Origin of the sequence: Leifsonia poae, assembly GCF_027921845.1 — a bacterium.
Classification (GTDB): domain Bacteria; phylum Actinomycetota; class Actinomycetes; order Actinomycetales; family Microbacteriaceae; genus Leifsonia; species Leifsonia poae.
Genome location: NZ_BSEN01000015.1, coordinates 815,096 through 837,762 on the forward strand (window position 1 = coordinate 815,096; position 22,667 = coordinate 837,762).

At 69.6% G+C, this 22,667-nt stretch carries 18 protein-coding genes and 1 tRNA gene; 3 read left to right on the forward strand and 16 right to left on the reverse strand.

All coding sequences use genetic code 11. The annotated features are described in order from the left end of the window. Positions 1-106: 106 nt before the first annotated feature. The 12 genes from PKE84_RS18675 to polA form a co-directional block, all read right to left on the reverse strand. A complete protein-coding gene (locus tag PKE84_RS18675; RefSeq protein WP_271178745.1) occupies positions 107-703 on the reverse strand; it encodes a hypothetical protein in 597 nt (198 codons plus the stop codon). After that, positions 700-2,037: a DUF58 domain-containing protein gene (locus PKE84_RS18680; protein ID WP_271178746.1), complete on the reverse strand. Its 1,338-nt coding sequence runs from the start codon at positions 2,035-2,037 to the stop codon at positions 700-702. The genes PKE84_RS18675 and PKE84_RS18680 overlap by 4 nt, the downstream gene beginning before the upstream one ends. Beyond that, the gene (locus tag PKE84_RS18685) at positions 2,034-3,071 is read right to left on the reverse strand and encodes an AAA family ATPase (RefSeq protein WP_271178747.1); all 1,038 of its coding nucleotides are present in this window, start codon (positions 3,069-3,071) and stop codon (positions 2,034-2,036) included. The genes PKE84_RS18680 and PKE84_RS18685 overlap by 4 nt, the downstream gene beginning before the upstream one ends. Beyond that, entirely contained in the window at positions 3,068-3,766 is a 699-nt protein-coding gene (locus tag PKE84_RS18690) for a hypothetical protein (protein WP_271178748.1), read from the reverse strand. Before PKE84_RS18690 ends, PKE84_RS18685 begins: the two co-directional genes overlap by 4 nt. Then, positions 3,763-4,497: a DUF4129 domain-containing protein gene (locus tag PKE84_RS18695; RefSeq protein WP_271178749.1), complete on the reverse strand. Its 735-nt coding sequence runs from the start codon at positions 4,495-4,497 to the stop codon at positions 3,763-3,765. Before PKE84_RS18695 ends, PKE84_RS18690 begins: the two co-directional genes overlap by 4 nt. 88 nt (positions 4,498-4,585) lie before the next feature. Next, positions 4,586-6,652: an excinuclease ABC subunit UvrB gene (gene uvrB, locus PKE84_RS18700; RefSeq protein ID WP_271178750.1), complete on the reverse strand. Its 2,067-nt coding sequence runs from the start codon at positions 6,650-6,652 to the stop codon at positions 4,586-4,588. Between the two features lie 93 nt (positions 6,653-6,745). After that, entirely contained in the window at positions 6,746-7,342 is a 597-nt protein-coding gene (coaE, locus tag PKE84_RS18705) for a dephospho-CoA kinase (protein ID WP_271178751.1), read from the reverse strand. 96 nt (positions 7,343-7,438) lie between these two features. Further along, positions 7,439-8,890, reverse strand: coding sequence for a 30S ribosomal protein S1 (gene rpsA, locus PKE84_RS18710; RefSeq protein ID WP_271178752.1), 1,452 nt, complete (start codon positions 8,888-8,890; stop codon positions 7,439-7,441). Positions 8,891-8,998: 108 nt separating this feature from the next. Next, positions 8,999-9,982: an epimerase gene (locus PKE84_RS18715; protein ID WP_271178753.1), complete on the reverse strand. Its 984-nt coding sequence runs from the start codon at positions 9,980-9,982 to the stop codon at positions 8,999-9,001. Next, entirely contained in the window at positions 9,979-10,644 is a 666-nt protein-coding gene (locus tag PKE84_RS18720) for a DUF4166 domain-containing protein (protein WP_271178754.1), read from the reverse strand. Before PKE84_RS18720 ends, PKE84_RS18715 begins: the two co-directional genes overlap by 4 nt. A gap of 11 nt (positions 10,645-10,655) precedes the next feature. Continuing rightward, on the reverse strand, positions 10,656-12,329 hold the full coding sequence (locus PKE84_RS18725) for a DUF885 domain-containing protein (protein WP_271178755.1): 1,674 nt from the start codon (positions 12,327-12,329) through the stop codon (positions 10,656-10,658). 56 nt (positions 12,330-12,385) lie between these two features. After that, a complete protein-coding gene (gene polA, locus PKE84_RS18730; protein WP_271178756.1) occupies positions 12,386-15,058 on the reverse strand; it encodes a DNA polymerase I in 2,673 nt (890 codons plus the stop codon). 66 nt (positions 15,059-15,124) lie between these two features. Between polA and PKE84_RS18735 the strand changes: the two genes are divergently transcribed. Next, positions 15,125-15,529 (forward strand): hotdog fold thioesterase, encoded by a 405-nt coding sequence (locus tag PKE84_RS18735; RefSeq protein ID WP_271178757.1) that lies wholly within the window; start codon positions 15,125-15,127, stop codon positions 15,527-15,529. An 85-nt stretch (positions 15,530-15,614) separates the two neighbouring features. On the opposite strand, the gene PKE84_RS18740 is transcribed toward PKE84_RS18735, so the two are convergent. Continuing rightward, positions 15,615-16,220 (reverse strand): ANTAR domain-containing response regulator, encoded by a 606-nt coding sequence (locus PKE84_RS18740; RefSeq protein ID WP_271178758.1) that lies wholly within the window; start codon positions 16,218-16,220, stop codon positions 15,615-15,617. A gap of 38 nt (positions 16,221-16,258) precedes the next feature. On the opposite strand from PKE84_RS18740, the gene PKE84_RS18745 reads away from it, so the two are divergent. Continuing rightward, positions 16,259-16,341, forward strand: a tRNA-Leu gene (locus PKE84_RS18745). Positions 16,342-16,409: 68 nt separating this feature from the next. Here PKE84_RS18745 and PKE84_RS18750 read toward each other — a convergent pair. Next, positions 16,410-16,718 carry a putative quinol monooxygenase gene (locus tag PKE84_RS18750; protein WP_271178759.1) on the reverse strand — a complete coding sequence of 103 codons (309 nt, stop codon included), beginning with the start codon at positions 16,716-16,718 and terminating at the stop codon, positions 16,410-16,412. 192 nt (positions 16,719-16,910) lie between these two features. Between PKE84_RS18750 and PKE84_RS18755 the strand changes: the two genes are divergently transcribed. After that, positions 16,911-18,596: an HAD family acid phosphatase gene (locus PKE84_RS18755; protein ID WP_271178760.1), complete on the forward strand. Its 1,686-nt coding sequence runs from the start codon at positions 16,911-16,913 to the stop codon at positions 18,594-18,596. A gap of 56 nt (positions 18,597-18,652) precedes the next feature. Here PKE84_RS18755 and PKE84_RS18760 read toward each other — a convergent pair whose 3' ends face one another. Together PKE84_RS18760 and PKE84_RS18765 are read right to left on the reverse strand one after the other, a co-directional pair. Continuing rightward, positions 18,653-21,229, reverse strand: a complete 2,577-nt coding sequence (locus PKE84_RS18760; RefSeq protein WP_373877164.1) for a polynucleotide kinase-phosphatase — start codon at positions 21,227-21,229, stop codon at positions 18,653-18,655. Then, on the reverse strand, positions 21,226-22,653 hold the full coding sequence (locus tag PKE84_RS18765) for a 3' terminal RNA ribose 2'-O-methyltransferase Hen1 (protein WP_271178761.1): 1,428 nt from the start codon (positions 22,651-22,653) through the stop codon (positions 21,226-21,228). The genes PKE84_RS18760 and PKE84_RS18765 overlap by 4 nt, the downstream gene beginning before the upstream one ends. Positions 22,654-22,667: the final 14 nt, after the last annotated feature.

Here is a 22,667-nt window from a genome sequence, read left to right on the forward strand (position 1 = left end):
GTGTTCGCCGAGCGCGCATCGAAGATATGTTCGATTCTAACCGATGGGGCGCACACGGGACCCCGGGCACGCGGCGAGTCTATGCCGCACCACCGACATTGCAAGGTCAGTCCCGGGGCCTCCGGAGGAGCGGACCCGCGAGCGCGATCACCAGGACCACGAGAGCCGCCGCCGAGACCGCCGCCAGCCAGAGCACGGATGCCCGCGAGAACGCCGTCGTCAGCGCCAGCGCACCGGCAGCGACGAGCTGCACCGGCGCCTGGATCAGCAGGAAGCGCCGCGCACTCGGCCACAGTGACGCCGGATGGACGAGGGCGCGCGGGCTCACCACGAGCATCCACGACGCGAGCACGTGAAGCGCGTGCGCGCCCGCGATCAGCACGTAGGGTCGCCAGTCACCCACGGACTGATCGCGGAGGAGCACCGTGAACGCCAGGAGCCCGATGAGGAACCACGCGGTCAGCCAGCGCGGCATCGCGATCGCGAGCGCCGCGAGCACGAGGGCGACAGCCACCCACTGGGTCTCGGCCTCCGCCAGGCAGAGCGCGACGGCGACGGCACCGAAGGCCACGCGCAACCACCAGCCGGGGAAGACGCGTCCGATCCCGAGCGCGGATTCCACCGCGACCGCGTCGCCGGCCCGCGGCGCAGCCGGCGCATCCAGCGTGCCCGGAACGACAGGGCCGTCCGTCGCGCGGGTCATCGCGGCCGCCTGGGCATGCTCAGCTCGCGGAGCCGCGCACCACGGGTGTCGCCCGCCTCGTCCTGCCATCGCATCACGTCGATGCCGCCGGCCGCGAGCCTCCGGAACCGCAGTGTGCGCTCCAGCTCGACCACCCGGAGCGCCACGCGGTCGCGCGGAGTGAGATCCGAGGTGAGCCGGTCCGGAAGCGTGTCGACGGCGATCACCCGATGCCCTGCCGCGCGCCAGACGAGGGCGAGGCCGAGGGCCTGCTCGTCGAGGAACGTCGACAGCACGAAGACGAGCGCGCCCGGTGCGAGCACGGGTGCGCGGACGCGCTCCGTGGCGATTCCGCGCGGCCCGGTCTGGGCGACGGCGCGGAGCACGCGCTGAAGATGCCGGGAACCCGAGCGCGGGGGGATCCCCCGGCGGGCGTCCGCCAGGTCGTCGAACCCGACCCGGTCGCCGGCCGCCGCGTACGCGCTCGCCAGGCTGGCCGCCGCCTCGCGGGCGAGATCCTGCGAGCCGATGCCGGGGCGGGGGTACGCCGCCGCCCAGTCCGCGACCCGGCCCGTGAGGTCGTCGCGGCTGTCGATGACGAACTGGATCGCCGCATCCGACGTCGCCATCGTGCGCCTGACGTAGAGCTCCCCCGGCGTCTGCGCCCGCCGCGCTGTCGCCTTCCAGTCGATGCGTCGCAGGCGATCCCCGGCCGCGAACAGCCCGACGTCGCGGAACTCGCCGCCGTCCCCGGGGCGTGCCGAATCGTGTGGTCCGGTGAGCCCGATCAGGCGCGACGGGAGCGGCAGGCTGCGTACGGCCCGCACGCGCGGCGCCACGACGCGTTCCGCCGTGACGGGTGGTGTCGGCTCCGTGACGATCGCGGCATCGGCGCCGATCATCCTGGTCTCGACGGAGACCAGGCGCTGAGGGCCGGAATGCCCCGCTGTCAGGGTTCCCGTGAGGCGCTCGGCACGGCGACGGGACACCACCGCGTCGATCGGCGGCTGCCCCCTCAGCGAGATCCGAAGCTCCACCGCGTCGGCTCCGGCATCCGACGTCGCCTCGACCGTCGAGGTCAGCCGAGCCCCGCCGGCCGCGTCCACCCTCGCCGAGACACCGACCCGCGCCTGCTCCCCTGGACGTCGATCCCAGGCGATCGCGGCGGACACGAGCAGCGGGATGCCGACGAGCGCCAGATCGACGCGCGACGCGAAGAACCCGGCGGCGGCGCAGACGACGCCGACCACGACCGCCGCGGCGACGGCCGGGCTGAGGTTCCAGCGCGCTGTGAACCAGGTCAGCCGGCGCGCTCGCGCGGCGTCCGCCTGCTCCTCCGCCTGCTCTCCGGTCACACCGTCGGTCCGTCCTGGCCGCTCGCCGTCACATGCGCTCGGGTTCCGACGACGGGCGGCCCGGCCACCGAGTTCACGACCTCGTCGACCACCTGCACGGCCTGCACACCGCTCGTCCAGGCCTGAACGGTGAGGGTGAGTCGATGGGCGAGCACGGCCCCGGCGACCGCCTTGACGTCGTCCGGGATCACGAAGTCGCGACCGGCCATGACGGCCCGCGCCCGCGCCACCAGCAGCAGTCCTTGCGAGCCGCGCGGCGACGCCCCGACCTCCACCGCCCGGTGCCGCCGCGTCGCCGTGGCGAGGGACACGCAGTACGCCGCGATGTCCGGGTCCACGTCGACCAGCTCGACGCCGGCCTGCATCGAGCGCAGGGTCGCCGCATCGATGACGGCGTCGACCGAGGCGCGCTCCTTCCGCCTGCCGACCCGCGCGAGCAGCACCCGGCGCTCCCCCTCCGGATCCGGGTAGCCCACGGCGAGGCGCACCATGAAGCGGTCGAGCTGCGCTTCAGGCAGAGCGTAGGTGCCCTCGTACTCGATCGGGTTCGACGTGGCCACGACGTGGAACGGCCGGGGCAGCGGGAAGCTGCGCCCTTCGACGGTCACCTGGCCCTCGGCCATCGCCTCGAGCAGCGCCGACTGCGTCTTGGGTGACGTGCGGTTGATCTCATCCGCCAGGAAGAGCCCCGTGAAGACAGGACCGGGCCGGAACTCGAACGTGCCCGACGACGGCACATAAACGTACGAGCCGGTGATGTCGGCCGGGAGCAGGTCGGGCGTGCACTGCAGCCGGCGGAACTCGAGCCCGATCGCCGACGCGATGCTGCGGGCGGCCAGCGTCTTGCCGAGCCCTGGCACGTCTTCGAACAGCACGTGACCGCCGGCCAGGATGGTCGCCAGGGCCAGCTCCAGCGCGGGCCTCATGCCGACCACTACGGTCGACACGCGCTCGAGCACCTCTTCGCTGAGCCGGGCGATGTCCGCGACCGCCAGCGGCGTCGCGTCGTCGATCATCGTGTCGTCATCGGTCATCGGGGTTCTCCTCGGGATGGGCTCGGGGTGGAGGGCGCGCCAGCGGCGGTCGGGACAGGGCCGGTCGGGACAGGGCCGGTCGGGACAGGGCCGGTCGGATCGGGGCCGGTCGGATCGGGGCCGGTCGGGTCGGGGCCGGTCACGCCAGGGCCGACCGCGGCCACGCCCGCGTCAGCGGTGAGCGGGCCGGGACGAGCGGCGGCCAGCCGGTCGAGGCGATCGAGCACCGACGCGTAGGTGGCGCGACGGGGCAGCTCCGACGACCCGCGCCGGATGATGCGCAGCACGTCCGCACCGAGCACGCGCTCGATCTCGGCGCGGTCGCCCGGCGCATCGAGTTCGAGACCGTGCAGCTCGAGGGCCTGCGCGGTGAGGGTGCGCAGCCGTCGCACCGCCTCCGGCGCGACGGTGCCCCGGCGGGTGTGCAGCGCCCAGCCGAGCTGCACCACATCACGCCGCGATCCGTCCCGCTGAACGAGCGGCTCGGGCGCGCGCTCCACGCCGGCCTGGTCCCCCACCATCGACAGGCAGGCCGTGGCGGCGAAGATCACTCCGCCGATCCCGAACGCATGGGCGACGTCGACGCCGAGATACCAGGAGGCACCACCCACCACGAGGGCGAGCACGAGGCACCAGATCATCCGCCGGCGGTAGGGCGGCCGCAAGAGTGACCGCCGTCGTTCGATCGCCGTCATCGCGCGGCTCCCCCGCCCGCTCCTGAGCGGCCGCCGGCGACGCCCGTGCTCCAGGATGCCCGCAGCGCCTCGATCGCCGATGTCGCGCGCGCCAGGTCCGCGGAGGTCACCGGAGCGTCGCCGAACCGCGCGCGCAGATAGAGGTCGAGCAGTGTTCTGGCCGCCGAGCGGTCAGCGCCGACCCGCGCCAGCACCCGCGCGGCGAATTCGCCAGGGGTCTCGGCGGGCAGGCGTCGCACGCCCGAGTCCTCCGCCGCGTCCTGCAGGCTCAGCCACGCCTGCTCGATCGCATCGCGCGGCTCGCGGTCGTCGTCGAGGAGGTCGAGCGCACGGTCGAGGCCACGGCGCAGCTGCGGTGCATCCGGCTCGGCCTCCGGGGCGGGCTCGACGTCGCCGAGCGCTTCGACCTCCAGCTCCACGTCCGGGTCGGGCGCGCGCTGCAGGCGCTTGCGCACGGCCCGCCAGATCAGGATGGCGACCACTCCGAGCACCACGACGGCCACCAGCAACGCGAGCCACGACAGGTCGATGCGGGTGATGTGCTGTGCAGCCGGAGGGGCGCTCGCGCGCGGCCCCGGCGTCTGCGTGATAGCGATGCTCGGCGCGGGCTGCGGAGCGAACTCGGGCACCCAGATGATCCCGCCGAGCACCGGAGCGCCTTGCAGAGCCACGGCCAGGATGATGAGCAGAGCGAGCGCGGAGCACACGAGGAGAGTGCGATGATGCTTCATCGGCCGTCCCGTCGCGTCCCCATGCTGCCACCGTATCGCGGCCGGTCAGGTGGATGCTGTAGGAGCCTCGACGGGCGGCGCAGGAGCGTCAGCCGAGGTGGCCCGCCTTCTCCATCTGGCGCAGATCGCGCTTCAGGTCGCCCAGCTCGTCGCGCAGGCGCGCGGCCAGCTCGAACTTCAGCTCGGCGGCGGCCGCGAGCATCTGATCGTTGAGGTCGGCGATCAGCGACTCGAGCTCCGCACCGCCCTGGGCGGCGATTCCGCCCTTGCGCAGATTCGGCGTCGGGCTCTTCTTCTTGGCGTCGCGTCCCGCGAGCATCGCGGCGGTGTCGGCGCCCTCGCGTGCGAGTACGTCGGTGATGTCGGCGATCCGTTTACGCAGCGGCGTGGGATCGATGCCGTTCACCCGGTTGTACTCGAGCTGCCGGTCGCGTCGGCGGTCCGTCTCTTCGATGGCGTTCTTCATCGAGTCGGTCAGGACATCGGCGTACATGTGCACCTGGCCGGAGACGTTGCGCGCCGCGCGTCCGATCGTCTGGATGAGCGACGTCGACGATCGCAGGAAGCCTTCTTTGTCGGCGTCGAGGATGGCGACGAGCGAGACCTCGGGGAGGTCGAGGCCCTCTCGCAGCAGGTTGATGCCGACCAGCACGTCGTAGACGCCCGCGCGCAGCTCGGTGAGCAGTTCGACGCGGCGCAGCGTATCGACGTCGGAGTGCAGGTAGCGCACCTTGACGCCGGCCTCGGCGAGGAAGTCGGTGAGCTCCTCGGCCATCTTCTTGGTGAGCGTGGTGACGAGCACGCGCTCGTCGCGCTCGACCCGCTGCCGGATCTCCTCGAGCAGGTCGTCGATCTGCCCCTTGGTCGGCTTGACCACGATCTCTGGATCGACGAGGCCCGTCGGGCGGATGATCTGCTCGACGATGCCGTCGGCGATCCCCATCTCGTACCGACCGGGCGTCGCCGACAGGTACACGGTCTGCCCCACCCGGTCTTTGAACTCGTTCCACTTCAGCGGACGGTTGTCGAGCGCGCTCGGCAGACGGAAGCCGTGCTCCACCAGGGTGCGCTTGCGCGACGAGTCGCCCTCGTACATCGCCCCGATCTGCGGAACGGTCACGTGCGATTCGTCGATGACGACGAGGAAGTCGTCGGGGAAATAGTCGAGCAGGCAGTTCGGGGCCTCGCCGGCCGAGCGGCCGTCGATGTGCCGCGAGTAGTTCTCGATGCCGGAGCAGAAGCCGATCTGCTCCATCATCTCGATGTCGAACTGGGTGCGCATCCGCAGCCGCTGCGCCTCGAGCAGCTTGCCTTCGCGCTCCAGCTCGACCAGCCGGTCGTGCAGTTCGGTCTGGATCGTTCCGATCGCACGCTGCATCGTCGCGGGGCTCGCGGCGTAGTGCGTCGCCGGGAAGATCGAGACCGCGTCGACCCGGTCGATGATGTCGCCGGTGAGCGGGTGCAGGGTGTAGATCGCCTCGATCTCGTCGCCGAAGAGCTCGATGCGAACGGCGTGCTCCTCGTACACGGGGATGATCTCGATGGTGTCGCCGCGCACCCGGAACTTGCCGCGCGAGAAGTCGACGTCATTGCGCTCGTACTGCATGCCGACGAACCGCCGGATCAGCTTGTCGCGTCCGACGTTCTCGCCCACCTGCAACGCGACCATCGCCTCGAGGTACTCCTCCGCCGCGCCGAGGCCGTAGATGCAGGACACGGTGGACACGACGATCACGTCGCGCCGGCTGAGCAGCGAGTTCGTGGTTGAGTGCCGCAGTCGCTCGACCTCGGCGTTGACCGAGGAGTCCTTCTCGATGAAGGTGTCCGTCTGCGGGACGTACGCCTCGGGCTGGTAGTAGTCGTAGTAGGAGACGAAGTACTCGACGGCGTTGTTCGGCATCAGCTCGCGGAACTCGTTCGCGAGCTGCGCCGCCAGGGTCTTGTTGTGCGCCAGCACGAGCGTCGGCCGCTGGACCTGCTCGATGAGCCATGCGGTCGTCGCGGACTTTCCGGTTCCGGTGGCGCCGAGGAGAACGACATCCGTCTCGCCGGCATTGATGCGACCCGCGAGCTCGGCGATCGCCTGCGGCTGGTCGCCGCTGGGCTGATACTCGCTCACGACCTCGAAGGGACGGACGGCGCGCGTGGGTTCCATAGCTCAAGTCTAAAGAGCACCACCGACATCGGGCTCGGGATGCGCTCAGAGCGGAACGGGCGGGAAGAGCCGAACCGGCATCCGGTCAGGCGGTCAGGCGGTCAGCCGGCTCCAGAGCAGATCGGTCTGCTCGAGCGTCTGCTCCAGCGTGCCGTCGGTGTCGATCACGATGTCCGCCACGGCCAGGCGCTCGTCGTCCGACGCCTGCGACCCGATGCGGCGCTCCGCCTCCGCACGCTCCATGCCGCGCAGCGCGACCAGCCGCTCCACCCGGGTGGCCGCATCCGCGTGGGCGACGACGACGAGGTCGAACGGATAAGCGTTGGCCGACTCGACCAGGAGGGGCACGTCGTAGACGACCACGGCATCCGGGTTCTCGGCGGCGGCCTGCTCGAACCGGGCGGTCGACGTGCGGAGCACGGCGGGGTGGGTGATCGCGTTCAGCCGCAGCCTGGCCTCCTCGTTCGCGAAGACGATCGCTCCGAGAGCGGGCCGGTCGAGACTGCCGTCGGCCGCGATGACGCCGGGCCCGAACGCCTCGGCGATCTCGGCAAGGGCGGGGGTGCCCGGCTCGACGACCTCGCGGGCGATCCGGTCCGCGTCGACGACGACGGCGCCGTTCTCGGCGAGGCGACGGGCGATGGTCGATTTGCCGGAGGCGATCCCGCCGGTGAGTCCGATCAGCTGCACTCCCCCATGCTAGGCGAACCACCGCCGCGCGAGGGCGCCGTTAACGCCGGAACGGCCGGCCCCGAAGGACCGGCCGTACCGTGACGTGCTGCTCGATCAGTTGTTCGAGCTGAGCTTCTCGCGCAGAGCGGCGAGCGACTCGTCGTCGGCGAGGGTGCCGGCCGAGGTCGGCTCGCTCGAGAACGTCGAACCACCGGTGGATGCACCTTCGGTGGCAGCCTCCTCGAGACCCTTGGCGACCTGCTTCTTGTGAGCCTCCCAGCGAGCCTGGGCTGCAGCGTAGTCCTGCTCCCACTTCTCGCGCTGGGCCTCGAAGCCTTCCTTCCACTCGTTCGTCTCGGGGTCGAAGCCCTCCGGGTACTTGTAGTTGCCCTGGTCGTCGTACTCGGTGAGCATTCCGTAGAGCGCCGGGTCGAACTCGGTGCCCTCGGGGTCGACGCCCTCGTTCGCCTGCTTCAGCGAGAGGGAGATGCGACGACGCTCGAGGTCGATGTCGATGACCTTGACGAAGACCTCGTCGCCGACCGACACGACCTGCTCGGCGAGCTCGACGTGCTTGCCCGACAGCTCCGAGATGTGCACGAGGCCCTCGATGCCGTCTGCGACGCGAACGAACGCACCGAACGGAACCAGCTTCGTGACCTTGCCCGGTGCGACCTGTCCGATCGCGTGGGTGCGGGCGAAGACCTGCCACGGGTCCTCCTGCGTCGCCTTGAGCGAGAGCGACACGCGCTCGCGGTCCAGGTCGACCTCGAGGATCTCGACGGTGACTTCCTGTCCGACCTCGACGACCTCGGAGGCGTGCTCGATGTGCTTCCAGGAGAGCTCGGAGACGTGGACGAGACCGTCGACGCCACCCAGGTCGACGAACGCACCGAAGTTGACGATCGACGACACGACACCCTTGCGGACCTGACCCTTGTGCAGGTTGTTCAGGAACGTGGTGCGGCTCTCGGACTGGGTCTGCTCGAGCAGAGCGCGACGCGACAGGACCACGTTGTTGCGGTTCTTGTCGAGCTCGAGGATCTTGGCCTCGATCTCCTGGCCGAGGTACGGCGTGAGGTCGCGCACGCGGCGGAGCTCGATGAGCGAAGCCGGGAGGAAGCCACGAAGACCGATGTCGACGATGAGGCCGCCCTTGACGACCTCGATGACGGTACCGGTGACGACGCCGTCAGCGTCCTTGATCTTCTCGACGTCGCCCCACGCACGCTCGTACTGCGCGCGCTTCTTCGACAGGATGAGGCGGCCTTCCTTGTCCTCCTTCTGGAGAACCAGCGCCTCGACGGTGTCGCCGACCTCGACGACCTCGCTGGGGTCGACGTCGTGCTTGATGGAGAGTTCGCGGGAGGGGATTACACCCTCGGTCTTGTAGCCGACGTCGAGGAGGACCTCGTCGCGGTCGATCTTGACGACGGTTCCTTCGATGAGGTCTCCGTCGTTGAAGAACTTCAGCGTCTTTTCGACCGCGGCAAGGAAGTCTTCAGCAGATCCGATGTCGTTGACGGCGACCTGCTTGGGTGCCTTGTCGGTCGTTGCGGTTGTCATGTAGTGAGTGCTCCGTTATGGACATAATTCAGGCCGATCGCGTGATGCTGCATTGTTAGTTCCGCGAACGGCAGGCGGATAGAGGTGTCACAAATGTGACAGTCCAGTCTAGCTGTGCGCGGGGGTGCGCGGCAACCCGCGTGCCGTCACGATCTCCCGCACCGCCGGCTCGAGCTCCGGATGGTGGAATTCGTAGCCCGCATCGAGCAACCGTTCGGGCACCACCCAGCGGCTCTTGAGCACCAGTTCGGTCTCCGTGCGGATCACCGCGGACCCGATCTCGAGCATCCAGCGGTACGCCGGCAGGCCGAAGGGCCGGCCGACGACGCGCCGAAGGGTCGCCATCATGGCCCGGTTGTCGACCGGGTTCGGCGACGAGACGTTCAGCACCCCGTCGAGCTCCGGATGCTCGCGCACGAAGTCGATCGTCCCGAGGACGTCGCGGATGTGAACCCAGCTGAACCGCTGCCGCCCGCCGCGCGCACGGAACTCGTGGAAGGTGCCGGCGTTGCGCCGCGCGGCCGTCGCGAACCAGCGGCCGTCGCGCTGCGGGCCGCCCAGGCCGAACTGCGTCAGCCGCATCAACGGGATGAGGGCGCTCCCGTCTCCGAGGACGATCGCCATCCGCAGCGCGACGCGCCGAGTGCCTGGCAGGTCGCGGGCGAAGAACGCCCTCTCCCACGCGGTGGCGACGTTCACCGAGAATCCGGTGCCGATCTCGCCGGTCGCCTCGGTCATCGGCCGGTCCTCCGCGTGACGGTAGATCGTCGCCGTCGAGGAGTTGATCCAGAGCGGCGGCGGATTCACGCTCGCGGCCACTGCATCGGCCAGCGCCCGCGTGGTGTCGAGCCGCGAGCGGAAGATCTCGGCACGGTTCACGTCGTCGTAGCGGCAGTCGACGCTCTTGCCCGCGAGGTTGATGAGGAGGTCGGCTCCGTCGACCACACGCAGGATGCTCTCGGGGTCGCCCCACGACGCGTCCGGCCCGTTGCGGCCGATCAGCGCGACGGACGCGCCACGGCGACGGAACGCGTCGGCCAGGTAGGCGCCGATGAAACCGGATGCACCGGCGATGACGATGCGCTCGCTCACGCGGTCCGCTCCCCCGTTCGGATCTCGTAGCGGAAGTCCCCCGCGTACTCGTAGAGCCTACCGATCAGCGGCACCCCGACCACGATGGAGACACGCTGCACGTCGCGCTCGGCATCGAACCGTTCGGAGAGCTCCACCCGTGGCGCGGCGAACCGCGGTATCCGGATGCGCACCCTCCCGAACCGCACGCCCACCGTCGTCGAGCTCAGCAGCAGCCCGCCATCCACTACCCTCGCCTCGAAGCGCGCGACGATGCGCTCCGGGCGCCCGAGCCGGTCGACGATGGCTCCGGCGACGACGCCGATCTCGTCGACCATGGTGCGCTCGCCCGAGCGCAGCCCGAACGTGCGCTCGGCCGCCACCGCCGGCTGACCGTCGGCGGACACCACCGGCCGGTTGACGACCGTGAACGCCACGTCGCGTTCCCACACCGGGAAGGCCACGCCGGCACGCGCGGCCACCCAGAGTGCGGGCCACAGCCACCGCCGGGGCGTGCCGACGGTGTCGAACACGCCCCGGCCGAAGCCGTGAGCCGTGGGAGGGATCGCCTCGAAGTACGGCCGGAGACGCGGGTGGAGCCGATCGAGCTCATCGCCGAGCACCGCCCGGTACGGCGACACCGCGCCGGTCTCCCGGCGCGGGCCGCCCGCGTCGTCGCTCACCCGCAGCCGCGTCAGTCGAGCAGTGCCGACTTCAGGGTGTCCAGGCCGACACCGCCGATGTCGAGCGCCTTCTTGTGGAACGCCTTGATGTCGAAGGCAGCGCCTTCGCGGCGGGCGTACTCGTCGCGCAGCTGCTCCCAGATGCGCTGGCCGATCTTGTACGACGGCGCCTGTCCCGGCCAGCCGAGGTAGCGGTTCACCTCGAAGCGCACGAACCCGTCGTTCATGTTCACGTTCTCGCCGAGGAACTGGAAGGCGTACTCGCCGGTCCACGGTCCCGATCCGTCCGGCAGGGGCTTCTCGAGGTGCACGCCGATGTCGAGCACGACGCGGGCCGCGCGCATCCGCTGGCCGTCGAGCATCCCGAGGCGGTCGGCGGGGTCGTCGAGGTAGCCGAGCTGCTCCATCAGACGCTCCGCGTACAGCGCCCAGCCTTCGGCGTGCCCCGACGTGCCCGCGATGCGCCGCCACGAGTTGAGCTGCGCCTTGTTGTAGGTCGCCTGGGCGATCTGCAGGTGGTGTCCGGGAACACCCTCGTGATAGACGGTCGTGAGCTCGCGCCAGGTGTCGAACTCGGTGACGCCCTCGGGGACGCTCCACCACATTCGGCCGGCGCGCGTGAAGTCGTCGCTCGGACCGGTGTAGTAGATCCCGCCCTCCTGGGTCGGGGCGATCATGCACTCCAGCCGGCGGATCTCGGTGGGGATGTCGAAGTGCGACTTTCCGAGCTCCTCGATGGCACGGTCGCTGGTCTCCTGCATCCAGCGCTGGAGGGCGTCGGTGCCGTGCAGCTTGCGGCTCGCGTCGCCGTCGAGGAACGCGATGGCCTCGTGCACACTGGCGCCCGGCTTGATCTCGCGGGCGATCGACTCCTGCTCGGCGACCATGCGCGCGAGCTCTTCGATTCCCCACTCGTACGTCTCGTCGAGATCGACCGTCGCTCCCAGGAAGTCGCGCGAGGCCAGGGAGTACAGCTCTCGGCCCACGGCGTCCTTCTCCGGAGCGTGCCCCGCGAGCTCGTTCTCGAGGAAGTCCGCCAGTTTCGCGTACGCGGCGGCCGACTCCTGCGCTCCCGCGGCGAGGTCGGAGGCGAGCGACGCGGGGAGTTCGCCGTCGCCGGCCTTCGCGTCGCCGGTGAACTCGAAGAAGAAGCCGGTGGAGGCGACCTGCTTCTTCGCCTGGGTCAGCACCTCTCGCACCTGCCGGATGGCCGGGACGTTTCCGGCGGCGATACCGCTGCGCAGCGTCTCGATGTAGCCGTCCATCGCGGCGGGCAGGTTGTGCAGCCGCTTGGCGACGTTCGACCAGTCGTCTTCGGTGTCGGTCGGGACGAGGTCGAAGATGTCGCGGAGCTCCTGCGCCGGCGACGCGATGACGTTCAGGTCGCGCTGGCCGAAGCCGGCGTCGTGCTTCTCGACCTGCAACTGCAGGTCGCGCGTCAGGTCCATCTTGGTGACGCGGTCGATGTCGTCGACGGGCTCCGCCGCCTCGATCTTGGTCAGTGCCTTCTTGACCTCGGCCACGGCGCGTTCGGCGCCGGCCGGCGAGTAGTCGGCATACTCGCCCTCACGTCCGGGGCGGCCGAGCCACACGTGGAACTCGGGGAACAACTCCAGCTGGGTGTCGACCCACTCCTCTGCGATCGTGTCGATCGGAGTGGGCTCTCGCTTCTCTGCGTTCGTCATGCTTCGACCTTATTGGCCGAGGGGCCGGCCGTGCCACGTCGAGATGCCCCCGCGTGTCAGTGCGCGGCCGCGTCCCAGTTGTCTCCGCGCCCGACCTGCACGTCGAGGGGCACGCGCAGGTCGGCCGCGTGCGCCATGCGGTCGCGCACGATGGCCTCCAGGGCGTCCCACTCCCCCGTCGCGACCTCGAAGATCAGTTCGTCGTGCACCTGCAGGAGCATGCGCGACGAGAGCTTCTGGTCGATCAGGTCGCCGGCGATGCCGAGCATGGCGATCTTCATGATGTCTGCGGCCGAACCCTGGATCGGCGCGTTGAGCGCGGCGCGCTCGGCGTTGTCGCGCAGCACGCGGTTGGTGCTCGTGAGGTCGGCGAACGGCCGCCGGCGCCCGAAGATCGTCTCGGTGTAGCCGTCGACACGCGCCTGCTCCACGACGCCGCGCAGATAGTCGCGCACGGAGCCGAAGCGCTCGAAGTAGTCGCTCATCAACTGCTTGGCCTCGGCCGTCTCGATGCGCAGCTGCTTGGACAGGCCGAACGGGCTGAGACCGTATGCGAGACCGTACGACATCGCCTTGACCTTGGTGCGCATCGCGGGCGTGACCTCGGCAGGCGTGACCCCGAAGATGCGCGCACCGACGAAACGGTGCAGGTCTTCGCCGGCGTTGAAGGCCTCGATGAGTCCCGGGTCTTCGGAGAGGTGCGCCATGATGCGCATCTCGATCTGCGAGTAGTCGGCCGTGAGCAGGGTCTCGAACTCGTCGCCGCGGCGGATGGCCGAGCGGATCTCGCGACCCTCCTCCGTGCGAACGGGGATGTTCTGCAGGTTGGGGTCGTTGGAGGAGATGCGTCCGGTGCTGGTGCCGGTCTGGTCGTAGGTCGTGTGCACGCGACCGTCGGTCTCGACCGAGCGCTCGAGCGTCTCGACGATCTGCTTGAGCTTCGTGGCGTCGCGGTGCTGCAGCAGCAGACCCAGGAACGGGTGCGGGTTCTTCTCCTGCAGATCGGCGAGCGAGGCCGCGTCGGTGGAGAAGCCGGTCTTCGTCGCGCGCGTCTTGGGCATCTGCAGCTCGTCGAAGAGCACCTGCTGCAGCTGCTTGGGCGAGCCCAGGTTCACCTCGTGGCCGATCTCGGCGTAGGCGCGGGCGGCGTAGTCGTTCGCCTTGTCGGTGAGCTCACCGCGCAGTCGCGCAAGCACCTCGGGATCGATGGTGACGCCGGTGAGCTCCATCTCGGAGAGCACCGCGACGAGCGGCAACTCGATGTCGTCGAGCACGGCGCGGGTGCCGTCGTCGAGGGCCAGCGCCTGGGCCTCGGCCACCCGCCGCAGGTACCACGCCTCGGTCGCGGGGCTGACGGTGTCGGTGAGGGCGACAAGCTGATTGGGGTCCGAGACGGGCAGCGTCTCCCCCAGCACCTCGTAGACCTGTTCGGCGAGCGACTGCGGTGCGCTGCCCGGGCGGACCAGCCACGAGGCGATCCTCGTGTCGAACGCGAGGCCGTCGACGATGAGCCCGGCACGGCTCAGCGCCTTGAACTGCGGCTTGGCGTGGAAGAAGTACTTGGGCGCGCTCGAGGCGAGCCACTCTTCGAGCGCCTGGTAGTCCATCCGGCCCGCGGCCCACGGCACGTACACGGTGTCGTCGGCGCCCGCAAGGCCGAAGCCGATGATGCCGGCTGGACCGAGTTCGACCTGCACCCCGATCGCCGCGCCGTCCGCCGAGTTCTTGGCGAGCCAGTTCGCGAGCTCCTCGTCGACCATCGTGCGGACCGGCGGAATCGTCACGGCACCGGTCTCGATCGCCTCGCTGAACCCGCCGGACGCGTCGTAGTGGCCCTCTTCTGCCGCGGTCTTGAGCAGGCGCTCCAGCAGGGTCTTGAACTGCAGCTTGGCGAAGATGTCGCGCACGGCGATCTCGTTGAGGGCGCGCCGTTCGAGATCGCCAGGGCGGACCGGCAGCTCGACGTCGGTGAGCAGGCGGTTGAGCCGGCGGTTGCGGAGGGCGTTCTCCTTCTGGTCGCGCAGGTTCTGCCCGACCACGCCCTTGATCTCGTCGGCGTGCGCGACGATCTCGTCGACCGTGCCGTACTGCTGCACCCATTTGACGGCCGTCTTCTCGCCCACCTTGTCGATGCCGACGAGGTTGTCGCTGGTCTCGCCGACCAGTGCCGCGATCTCCGGATACTGATACGGCTCGATGCCGTAGCGCTCGCGCACCGCGGCCGGGTCGTAGACCTTGAGCTCGGAGACGCCGCGCACGTTCGGGTAGAGCAGGGTGACGTCGTCGTTGACGAGCTGGATCGTGTCGCGGTCACCCGAGACGATGAGCACGCGGTAGCCCTCGGCCGCGCCCTGCGTCGCCAGGGTCGCGAGGATGTCGTCGGCCTCGAAGTCCTCTTTGGTGACCGTCGTGATGTTCATGGCGTGCAGCGCCTCTTCGAGCAGCGGGATCTGCCCGACGAACTCCGGCGGGGTCTCGCCGCGGGTGCCCTTGTACTCCGGATACTCGCGTGTGCGGAACGAGTACCGCGAGATGTCGAACGCCACAGCGATGTGCGTCGGCCGCTGCTGCGAGAGCAGGTTGATGAGCATCGCGATGAAGCCGTGGATGGCGTTGGTGTGCTGCCCGTCACGGTTGACGAAGCTGTCGACCGGCAGAGCGTAGAAGGCCCGGAATGCCAGCGAATGGCCGTCGATGATCAGGAGGGTAGGCTTTTCGGAGTCTGACACCAGGACAGCCTACAAGGCACCTGTGACAAGAGAATCGCCCTGCCGACGAAGGTGAGAGAGACCCGGATGACCGAGGATGCGCTGGCATACGTCAACGAGAGAGGGCTCGGCAGACTTGCCGAGAAGATGGGGATCGAGATCCTCGAGTTCACCATCGAACGCGCTGTGGCCCGGATGCCCGTCGAGGGCAACACGCAGCCGGCGGACCTCCTCCACGGCGGCGCCTACGTGGTGCTCGGCGAGTCCCTCGGGTCGATGTCGGCCAACCTGCACGCCGGCAAGGACCGCCTCGCCGTCGGCATCGAGATCAACGCGACGCACACCCGCTCGGCCACGAGCGGCTACGTCACCGGCGTCTGCACGCCCATCCACCTCGGCCGCACCCTGACCACGCACGAGATCGCCGTCACCGACGAACAGGGGCGCCGCTGCTCGACCATCCGCATCACGAACCTGATCAGGGATCTCTAGAGGCACATCCAGCCCCCAGCAACGCGAAAGCGCGGCTCCCGGTGATCCGGGGCCGCGCTTTTACGATGTTCGGAGGCTGCTCTGCTTACTTCTTGGCAGCGAGCTGCTCGATGATGGCCTGGGCCACGTCGTGCATGGTGAGGCGGCGGTCCATCGACGCCTTCTGGATCCAGCGGAAGGCCTCGGGCTCGCTGAGCCCCATCTTCTCGTTCAGCAGACCCTTGGCGCGGTCGACCAGCTTGCGGGTCTCGAAGCGCTCGACCATGTCGGACACCTCGGCCTCGAGCGCGATGATCTGCGCGTACCGGGCGAGGGCGATCTCGATGGCGGGGAGCAGGTCGTTCGGCGTGAACGGCTTGACGACGTAGGCGAGGGCGCCGGCCTCGGTCGCCCGCTCGACGAGCTCCTTCTGGCTGAAGGCGGTGAGGAGCACGACCGGGGCGATGTGGCCCTTCGACAGGCGCTCCGCCGCCGAGATGCCGTCGAGCTGGGGCATCTTGACGTCCATGATGACCAGGTCGGGTCGCAGCTCGGTGGCGAGTGCGACGGCGGTCTCGCCGTCTCCGGCCTCCCCGACGACCTCGAATCCGTTGTCACGGAGGATCTCGACGATGTCGAGCCGGATCAGGGATTCGTCTTCCGCGACGACGACGCGTCGCGGGGTGGTTGAGGTAGCTTCCTGGTCAGTCACGGGTAAAAGCCTACGGTATTCTGTCGATGTTGTTGTGCGCCGGTGTGGCGGAATGGCAGACGCGGAGCACTCAAAATGCTTTGTCCGAAAGGGCGTGTGGGTTCGAGTCCCACCACCGGCACCGACGCTCATTGCACATCTGTGCAGAGTGATCGGAGGCCAACGACACCGGCGCGGTGACCGTCTCGCCTACGCGATGGTCCCCTTGCGCGGATCGCCGAACGGCACGTTCTCGGTCACCAGCACCTCGGGCTGCCCGTCGAGATGTCCCGCGTTCAGACGGTTGAGCTCCGCGATGGCCGCGCCGGCGGAGTGCGCCTGCAGGTCGGCCAGCTCGGTCCAGCGCTCGACGACCACCACCCGCGTGCCGTCGGTGTGGACCGCGTAGAGCTCGCATCCCCGCTCGGCGTGCACCAGCGGAGCGGCCACCTCGAAGGCGTCGAGGACGTTCTGCGTGTGACCGTCGAGCGGGGTGAGAACGGCGACGACGACAGGCATGGGCTTCTCCTTCTGATGCTTGGTTGGGCCGGATCAGTGCTGCCGCAGCGATGAACTGCGGGAGCGGCGCCTCCAGCCTGGCGCGACGGACGCGGTGGGTCAACACGGCTGGCGCGACGCCCGGGCGCGCGACTAAAGTGCACGGAGGCCCCCGTTCGGGGGTGTTCGGTGCTGAACGGAAACGGTGACTCCATGACCACTCGATTCGACTCCCCCGCCCCGCGGACGCCCATCCGGCGCACGCTCGGAGCGACCGCCGCCACCGTGGCGCTTGCCCTGGGGCTGACCCTCGTCGGAGCATCCGGCGCCCAGGCCTGGGATCCGGGCCCCGGCAGCGGCCACGGCGGCGGCCATTCGCAGACGCTCGCACCGCGCACGCAGTTCACGATGGCTCCCGACGGCTCCAGCGGCGCGACGGTCGGCGGTGAGGGCATCCCGAACATCGACTCGGACAAGAAGACCATCGCCACCTACTACGGCGACCCCGGAACCGGCATCGCGAACAAGACCGCGTCGCCGTACATCACGGAGATGGCCTCGATCGTCTCCCGCGAGGCCGCGAAGCTGAGTTCGCTGTACCGTGACGCCAAGCGTCACGGCGAGAAGCCGGCCATCGTCTTCGACGCCGACGACACCACGCTGTGGACGTACGACATGGAAGTCGGCGACATGCACTTCAACTTCAGTCCGGCCGAGCAGGACGTCTGGGTGCAGGACCAGAGGTTCCCCGCGACCCCGAGCATGGTCGCCTTCGTGAACAAGGCCGCCGCCATGGGCTTCGCTGTCTTCGGGCTCACCGGACGCAACGACGACCAGAAGGCGGCAACGCTGGGCAACCTCAGCAAGGTCGGCTACACGCCGTTCAACACGCAGAACTTCTTCACGAAGTGGACCGGCGTCGGCGCCTCCCAGCAGCCGTCGTACATCACCTGCGTCACCGCCAAGTGCACGACGGTCGAGTACAAGGCGCTCACCCGTAAGCACATCGAGAGCCTCGGCTACGACATCGCGCTGAACGTCGGCGACCAGTGGTCCGACCTGCAGGGCGGTTACGCCGACCGCGCACTCAAACTGCCGAACCCGACCTACTACCTGCCGTCGGCGAACCTGCCCGGCGTCTCGCAGCCGTGGCTGGCACCCCGCACGCACTTCACGATGGCGGCCGACGGCTCCAGCGGTGCGAAGGTCGGTGGCGAGGGCATCCCGAACATCGACTCGGTGAAGTCGACGATCTACACGTACTACGGCGACCCGGGCACGGGCATCGCGAACAAGACCGACTCTCCGTACATCCGTGAGATGCGGTCCCTCGTCCAGCGTCAGCTTCCGGCCGTCGCCGCGGCGTGCTTCGTGGGCAAGAAGCTGCACAAGAACCCGGCCATCGTGCTGGATGCCGACGACACCACCCTGTGGACGTACGACATGGAGGTGGCCGACATGCACTTCAACTTCAACCCCGCCGAGCAGGACGTCTGGGTGCAGGACCAGCGCTTCCCCGCCACGCCCTCGATGGTGACCCTCGCCTCGGTCGCCCAGAAGTCCGGATGCACGATCGTCGGGCTGACCGGCCGCAACGACGACCAGAAGGCAGCCACACTGGGCAACCTCGCCAAGGTCGGCTATACGGGCTTCACCGCCGCGAACTACTACACCAAGTGGACGGGCGTCGGCACGTCGCAGCAGCCGTCGTACATCACCTGCGCGACCGCGAAGTGCACCACGATCGAGTACAAGTCGCAGACCAGGGCGCACGTCGAGTCGGCGTCCGGCGGACGCTACGACATCGTGGCGAACTTCGGCGACCAGTTCAGCGACCTGATCGGCGGCCACGCCGACCGCACCATCAAGCTGCCGAACCCGACGTACTACCTTCCCTGACCGGATCGGGAGGCCCGCGGCGCGCCGCTGCGGGTCTCTCACCCGGCCCCGCTCGATCAGAGCCGGGGGTCGACCGGCTCCGACTCCATCGCGAGCACGGCGAACACCGCCTGGTGCACCTGCCACAGGGGCGCACCGCCCACCAGACGCTCCAGCGCCTCGAGGCCCAGCGCATACTCCCGCAGCGCCATCGAGCGCTTATGGGCGACGTTCCGGTCGCGGAGACGCACCAGATTCTCGGGCTCGGTGTAGTCGGGTCCGTAGATGATGCGCAGGTACTCGCGGCCGCGCACCTTGATGCCCGGCTGAGCGAGCCCGGAGTCGGTGCGCACCAGGTTCGCGAACGGCTTGACGACCATCCCCTCGCCTCCCGCTTCGGTGAGTTCCGTCCACCATGCGATCGCCGCCGCGACCGACTCGGGATCGTCGAGGTCGATCGGCACGCGGCGGGTGCGCCGCACGAGCGCCGGATCGGCGGCGGCCAGACGGTCGGCGATCGCGAGCTGCCAGCCGTGGTCGTGGTCGGCGAAGTGCCGTCCCTCGGCCGCGAGCACCTGGAACGGTGCGAGCTGGATGCCCGCGAGTCCATCGGCGTGGCCGACGTACCGGCGGTAGGCGTCGACGTACCGGTCGGCATCGCGCTCACGCATCCTGGTGCTGGTCAGGAGCGCGCCGACCTCGATGCCGCGAGCCGCCGCGGCCTCGAGCGCCGCCACCGCGGGAGGCAGCGCTGCGCGTGCGGCAGCGCCGACGGTCGCGTACTGCTCGCGGATCATCGCTCCCGCCTTCAGCGACCACGGCAGCAGTTCGGCGTCGAAGAGCAGCCAGTCGGTCTCCAGCTCGTCCCACACTCCGGCCGTCGCGACCGCACGGTCGAGCCGTCGAAGGAACCCCTGCTCCAATCCAGGCTCGAAGAACCGGCGCCCGGTGCGGGTGTGCACGGTGCCGAGCCATCCCGGCTCGCCGCCGAACCGCTCGGCATCGTGGGTCAGCAGCACGACGGCGCGCGAGCCCATGTGCTTCTCCTCCGCCAGCAGCCGAGTCACGCCCTCGCGCCGATACGCCGCGAACGCCTCATCCGGATGCTCGAGCAGTCCCTCGCGCGCGCTCGCGTTCGGCGGCGACATGGTCGGCGGAAGGTAGAGCAGCCTGCGCGGATCCACGGCCCAGCGGCTCATGACCTCCAGCGCCCCCGCGGCGTTCTCCTCCCGCACTCCGATCCGGCCGTGCGTGGATGTCTCGATGATGTGCTTGCCGAGCACGTCGTCGATGCGCAGCAGCCCGCCCTCGCGCTCCGGAGACGTGTCGCCGTCGCCGTCCTCTGGGAGGAACGGCCGGGCAGGCTCGTACCAGACCCGTTCGGCGGGCACCGAGACGACCTTGCGCTCGGGGTAACGCAGAGCGCTGAGCGACCCGCCGAACACGCAGCCCGTGTCGAGGCACATCGTGTTGTTGACCCACTCCGCCCGCGGGGTCGGCGTGTGCCCGTAGAGCACGGTCGCCGATCCACGGTAGTCGTCGGCCCATGGCAGGCGCACGGGCAGGCCGAACTCGTCGGTCTCCCCCGTGGTGTCCCCGTACAGCGCGAACGAACGAACCCGGCCGGATGCCCGCCCCTGGTACGCCTCCTTCAACCCAGCGTGAGCGACCACGAGGCGTCCGTCGTCGAGCACGAGATGCGACACCAGGTCGTGGCAGAAGGTCTCCACCCGGGCACGGAACTCGGGTGTCTCATCCGCCAGCTGCGCGAGCGTCTGCTCCAGCCCGTGGCTGACCTGCACCTTCGCCCCGCGGAGTGCGCGCACCAGCTTGGCCTCGTGGTTGCCGGGCACGGCCAGGGCGTGGCCGTTCTCGACCATTCCCATCGCCAGGCGCAGCACGCCGGGGCTGTCGGGGCCGCGATCGACCAGATCGCCGAGGAAGACGACGCGCCTGCCCTCCGGATGCTCGGCGTCGACCGCGCGCCCCTCGTCGTCACGGCGCAGCGCGTAGCCGAGCGTCGTCAGCAGGCCCTCGAGCTCCGACAGGCAGCCGTGCACGTCGCCGATGGCGTCGAACGGCCCGGTCTCTCCGCGCCGGTCGGTGAGCAGCGGAACCCTCTGCACCCGCGCCGCGGCGATCTCTTCCACGCTGCTCAGCACGTGGACGGAGCGGAACCCCTCCTTGGCGAGGAATCGAAGGGACTTGCGCAGCTGCCCGTGCTGGCGATGCACCACGGCTGCGCCGAAGTCGCGGTCCGGCCTGGCGGCGTTCCGCTCGACGCAGATGCGCTCGGGCAGGTCGAGGACGACGGCCACCGGGAGCACGTCGTGTGCCTTGGCCAGGTCGACGAAGCTCTTGCGCGAGCTCCGCTGAACGTTCGTGGCGTCGATCACCGTCAGCAGACCGGCCTCGAGACGTTTCGCGGCGACGAACCGCAGGGCATCGAATGCGGCCGCCGTCGCCTCCTGACTGTTCTCGTCGTTGGAGACCAGCCCGCGGAAGAAGTCGCTCGACAGCGTCTCGAACGGCGCGAACTTCTCCCGTGCGAAGGTCGACTTGCCCGAGCCGCTGACGCCGACGAGCACCACCAGCGACAGGGCCGGAATGCGCAGTTCCGCCGGCTCGGCGATCGATCCATCCATCCCGGTCATGCGTCCTCCCTCCGGAACAGTGCGAGCTGGGTCGGCGACCCCCGGCGCTCATCGACGTCGCCCACGTCTCTGAACTCGACGCTGTAGCCCGTGCGTCCGGCCACACCGGTCGCCCACGAACGGAACTCGCCCCTGCTCCACTCGAACCGGTGATCCGGATGGCGCATCGCCCCGGCTGACAGCGACGGATAGAGCTCGTTGTACTCGCGGTTGGGCGTCGTGACGATCACCGCCGCCGGACGCGCGGCAACGAACACCGCGCGCTCGACGGCCGCGTGGCGTTCCGGATCGATGTGCTCGATGACCTCCATGAGCACGACGGCGTCGAGCCCGGCGATCCGGTCGTCCTGGTACGTCACCGACGACTGCAGCAGTCGCACCCGGCCCTGCTGGGCATCGCTCAACCGGCCGAGCTGAAGACGTTCGGCCGCCACGGCCAGCGCGCCGGCGGACACGTCCGTTCCGACGATCTCAACGTACGCGCGGTCGTCGAGCAGCGGGCGCAGCAGGGCTCCCGGTCCGCAGCCGAGATCGGCGACACGGCGAGCGCCGAGCTCGCGGAGGATGCCCAGCACGACCTCGGCCCTCACGCGGTTGAGCGGAGCGCGGTCGTCGCCGGCGGCCGGCCCCGCGGCATCGGCTGCCTCCGGCGTCACGGGGCCCTCCGCGGCGAGCGCCGGCACTCCGTCCGCCTCGGCGAGCCGAGTCGCCGCGTCATCGATGTACGACCGCTGGTGCTTCAGGTAGCGCTGCGTGATCAGCTCGCGCTCCGGATGCCCGGCCAGCCATCCCTCGCCGGCGCGCAGCAGCTTGCCCACCTCGTCGTCGCTCACCCAGTAGTGCTTCGCGTCGTCGAGTACGGGCAGCAGCACGTACAGGTGCCGGAGAGCGTCGGCCAGCCTCACCGTGCCCTCCAGCCGGATGGCCTGGTAGGGAGAGGGTCCCCACTCGGGGAAGGCGTCGTCGAGCGGCAGCTCCGTTGCCGTGACCTGCCAGCCGAGCGGCTCGAAGAGTCGGGCGGCGAGATCGACGGGCCCGCGGACGGGGACCGCGCTCAGCTCGATCGCGAGCGGCATCGGATTCGCCGCGAGGTCAGGACGCGCGTCGCTACGACCGGTCATGGCTGTGCGGAAGACGGCGCCGACCGCCGTCGCCATCATCGATCCGGATGCGTACGGCCGGTCGTTCACGTAGTGGGCGAGCGTCCCGTCGCCGGACCCGCGGAACCGCTTGCTCCGCACCAGCTCGATCGGGTCGATCTCGAGCATCAACGCCGCCGTGCACTGCGCGTCGTCTGCGACCGGGTAGAAGACATGCGCTCGCCCGACGCTCAGGTCGAACACGTGCGCAGTTTCCGGGTTCTTGTGCAGCAGGAAGCCGAGGTCCGTCGCCGACGGTCCGGTGTAGGTGAGAGTGACGAGCATCGGGCCCCCAGGTC

Coding starts and splice junctions, on each gene's coding strand:
- PKE84_RS18675 (WP_271178745.1), bottom strand. CDS start 703: ATGACCCGCGCGACGGACGGCCCTGTCGTTCCGGGCACGCTGGATGCG.
- PKE84_RS18685 (WP_271178747.1), bottom strand. CDS start 3,071: ATGACCGATGACGACACGATGATCGACGACGCGACGCCGCTGGCGGTC.
- PKE84_RS18690 (WP_271178748.1), bottom strand. CDS start 3,766: ATGACGGCGATCGAACGACGGCGGTCACTCTTGCGGCCGCCCTACCGC.
- PKE84_RS18695 (WP_271178749.1), bottom strand. CDS start 4,497: ATGAAGCATCATCGCACTCTCCTCGTGTGCTCCGCGCTCGCTCTGCTC.
- uvrB (WP_271178750.1), bottom strand. CDS start 6,652: ATGGAACCCACGCGCGCCGTCCGTCCCTTCGAGGTCGTGAGCGAGTAT.
- rpsA (WP_271178752.1), bottom strand. CDS start 8,890: ATGACAACCGCAACGACCGACAAGGCACCCAAGCAGGTCGCCGTCAAC.
- PKE84_RS18725 (WP_271178755.1), bottom strand. CDS start 12,329: ATGACGAACGCAGAGAAGCGAGAGCCCACTCCGATCGACACGATCGCA.
- PKE84_RS18735 (WP_271178757.1), top strand. CDS start 15,125: ATGACCGAGGATGCGCTGGCATACGTCAACGAGAGAGGGCTCGGCAGA.
- PKE84_RS18750 (WP_271178759.1), bottom strand. CDS start 16,718: ATGCCTGTCGTCGTCGCCGTTCTCACCCCGCTCGACGGTCACACGCAG.
- PKE84_RS18755 (WP_271178760.1), top strand. CDS start 16,911: ATGACCACTCGATTCGACTCCCCCGCCCCGCGGACGCCCATCCGGCGC.
- PKE84_RS18760 (WP_373877164.1), bottom strand. CDS start 21,229: ATGACCGGGATGGATGGATCGATCGCCGAGCCGGCGGAACTGCGCATT.
- PKE84_RS18765 (WP_271178761.1), bottom strand. CDS start 22,653: ATGCTCGTCACTCTCACCTACACCGGACCGTCGGCGACGGACCTCGGC.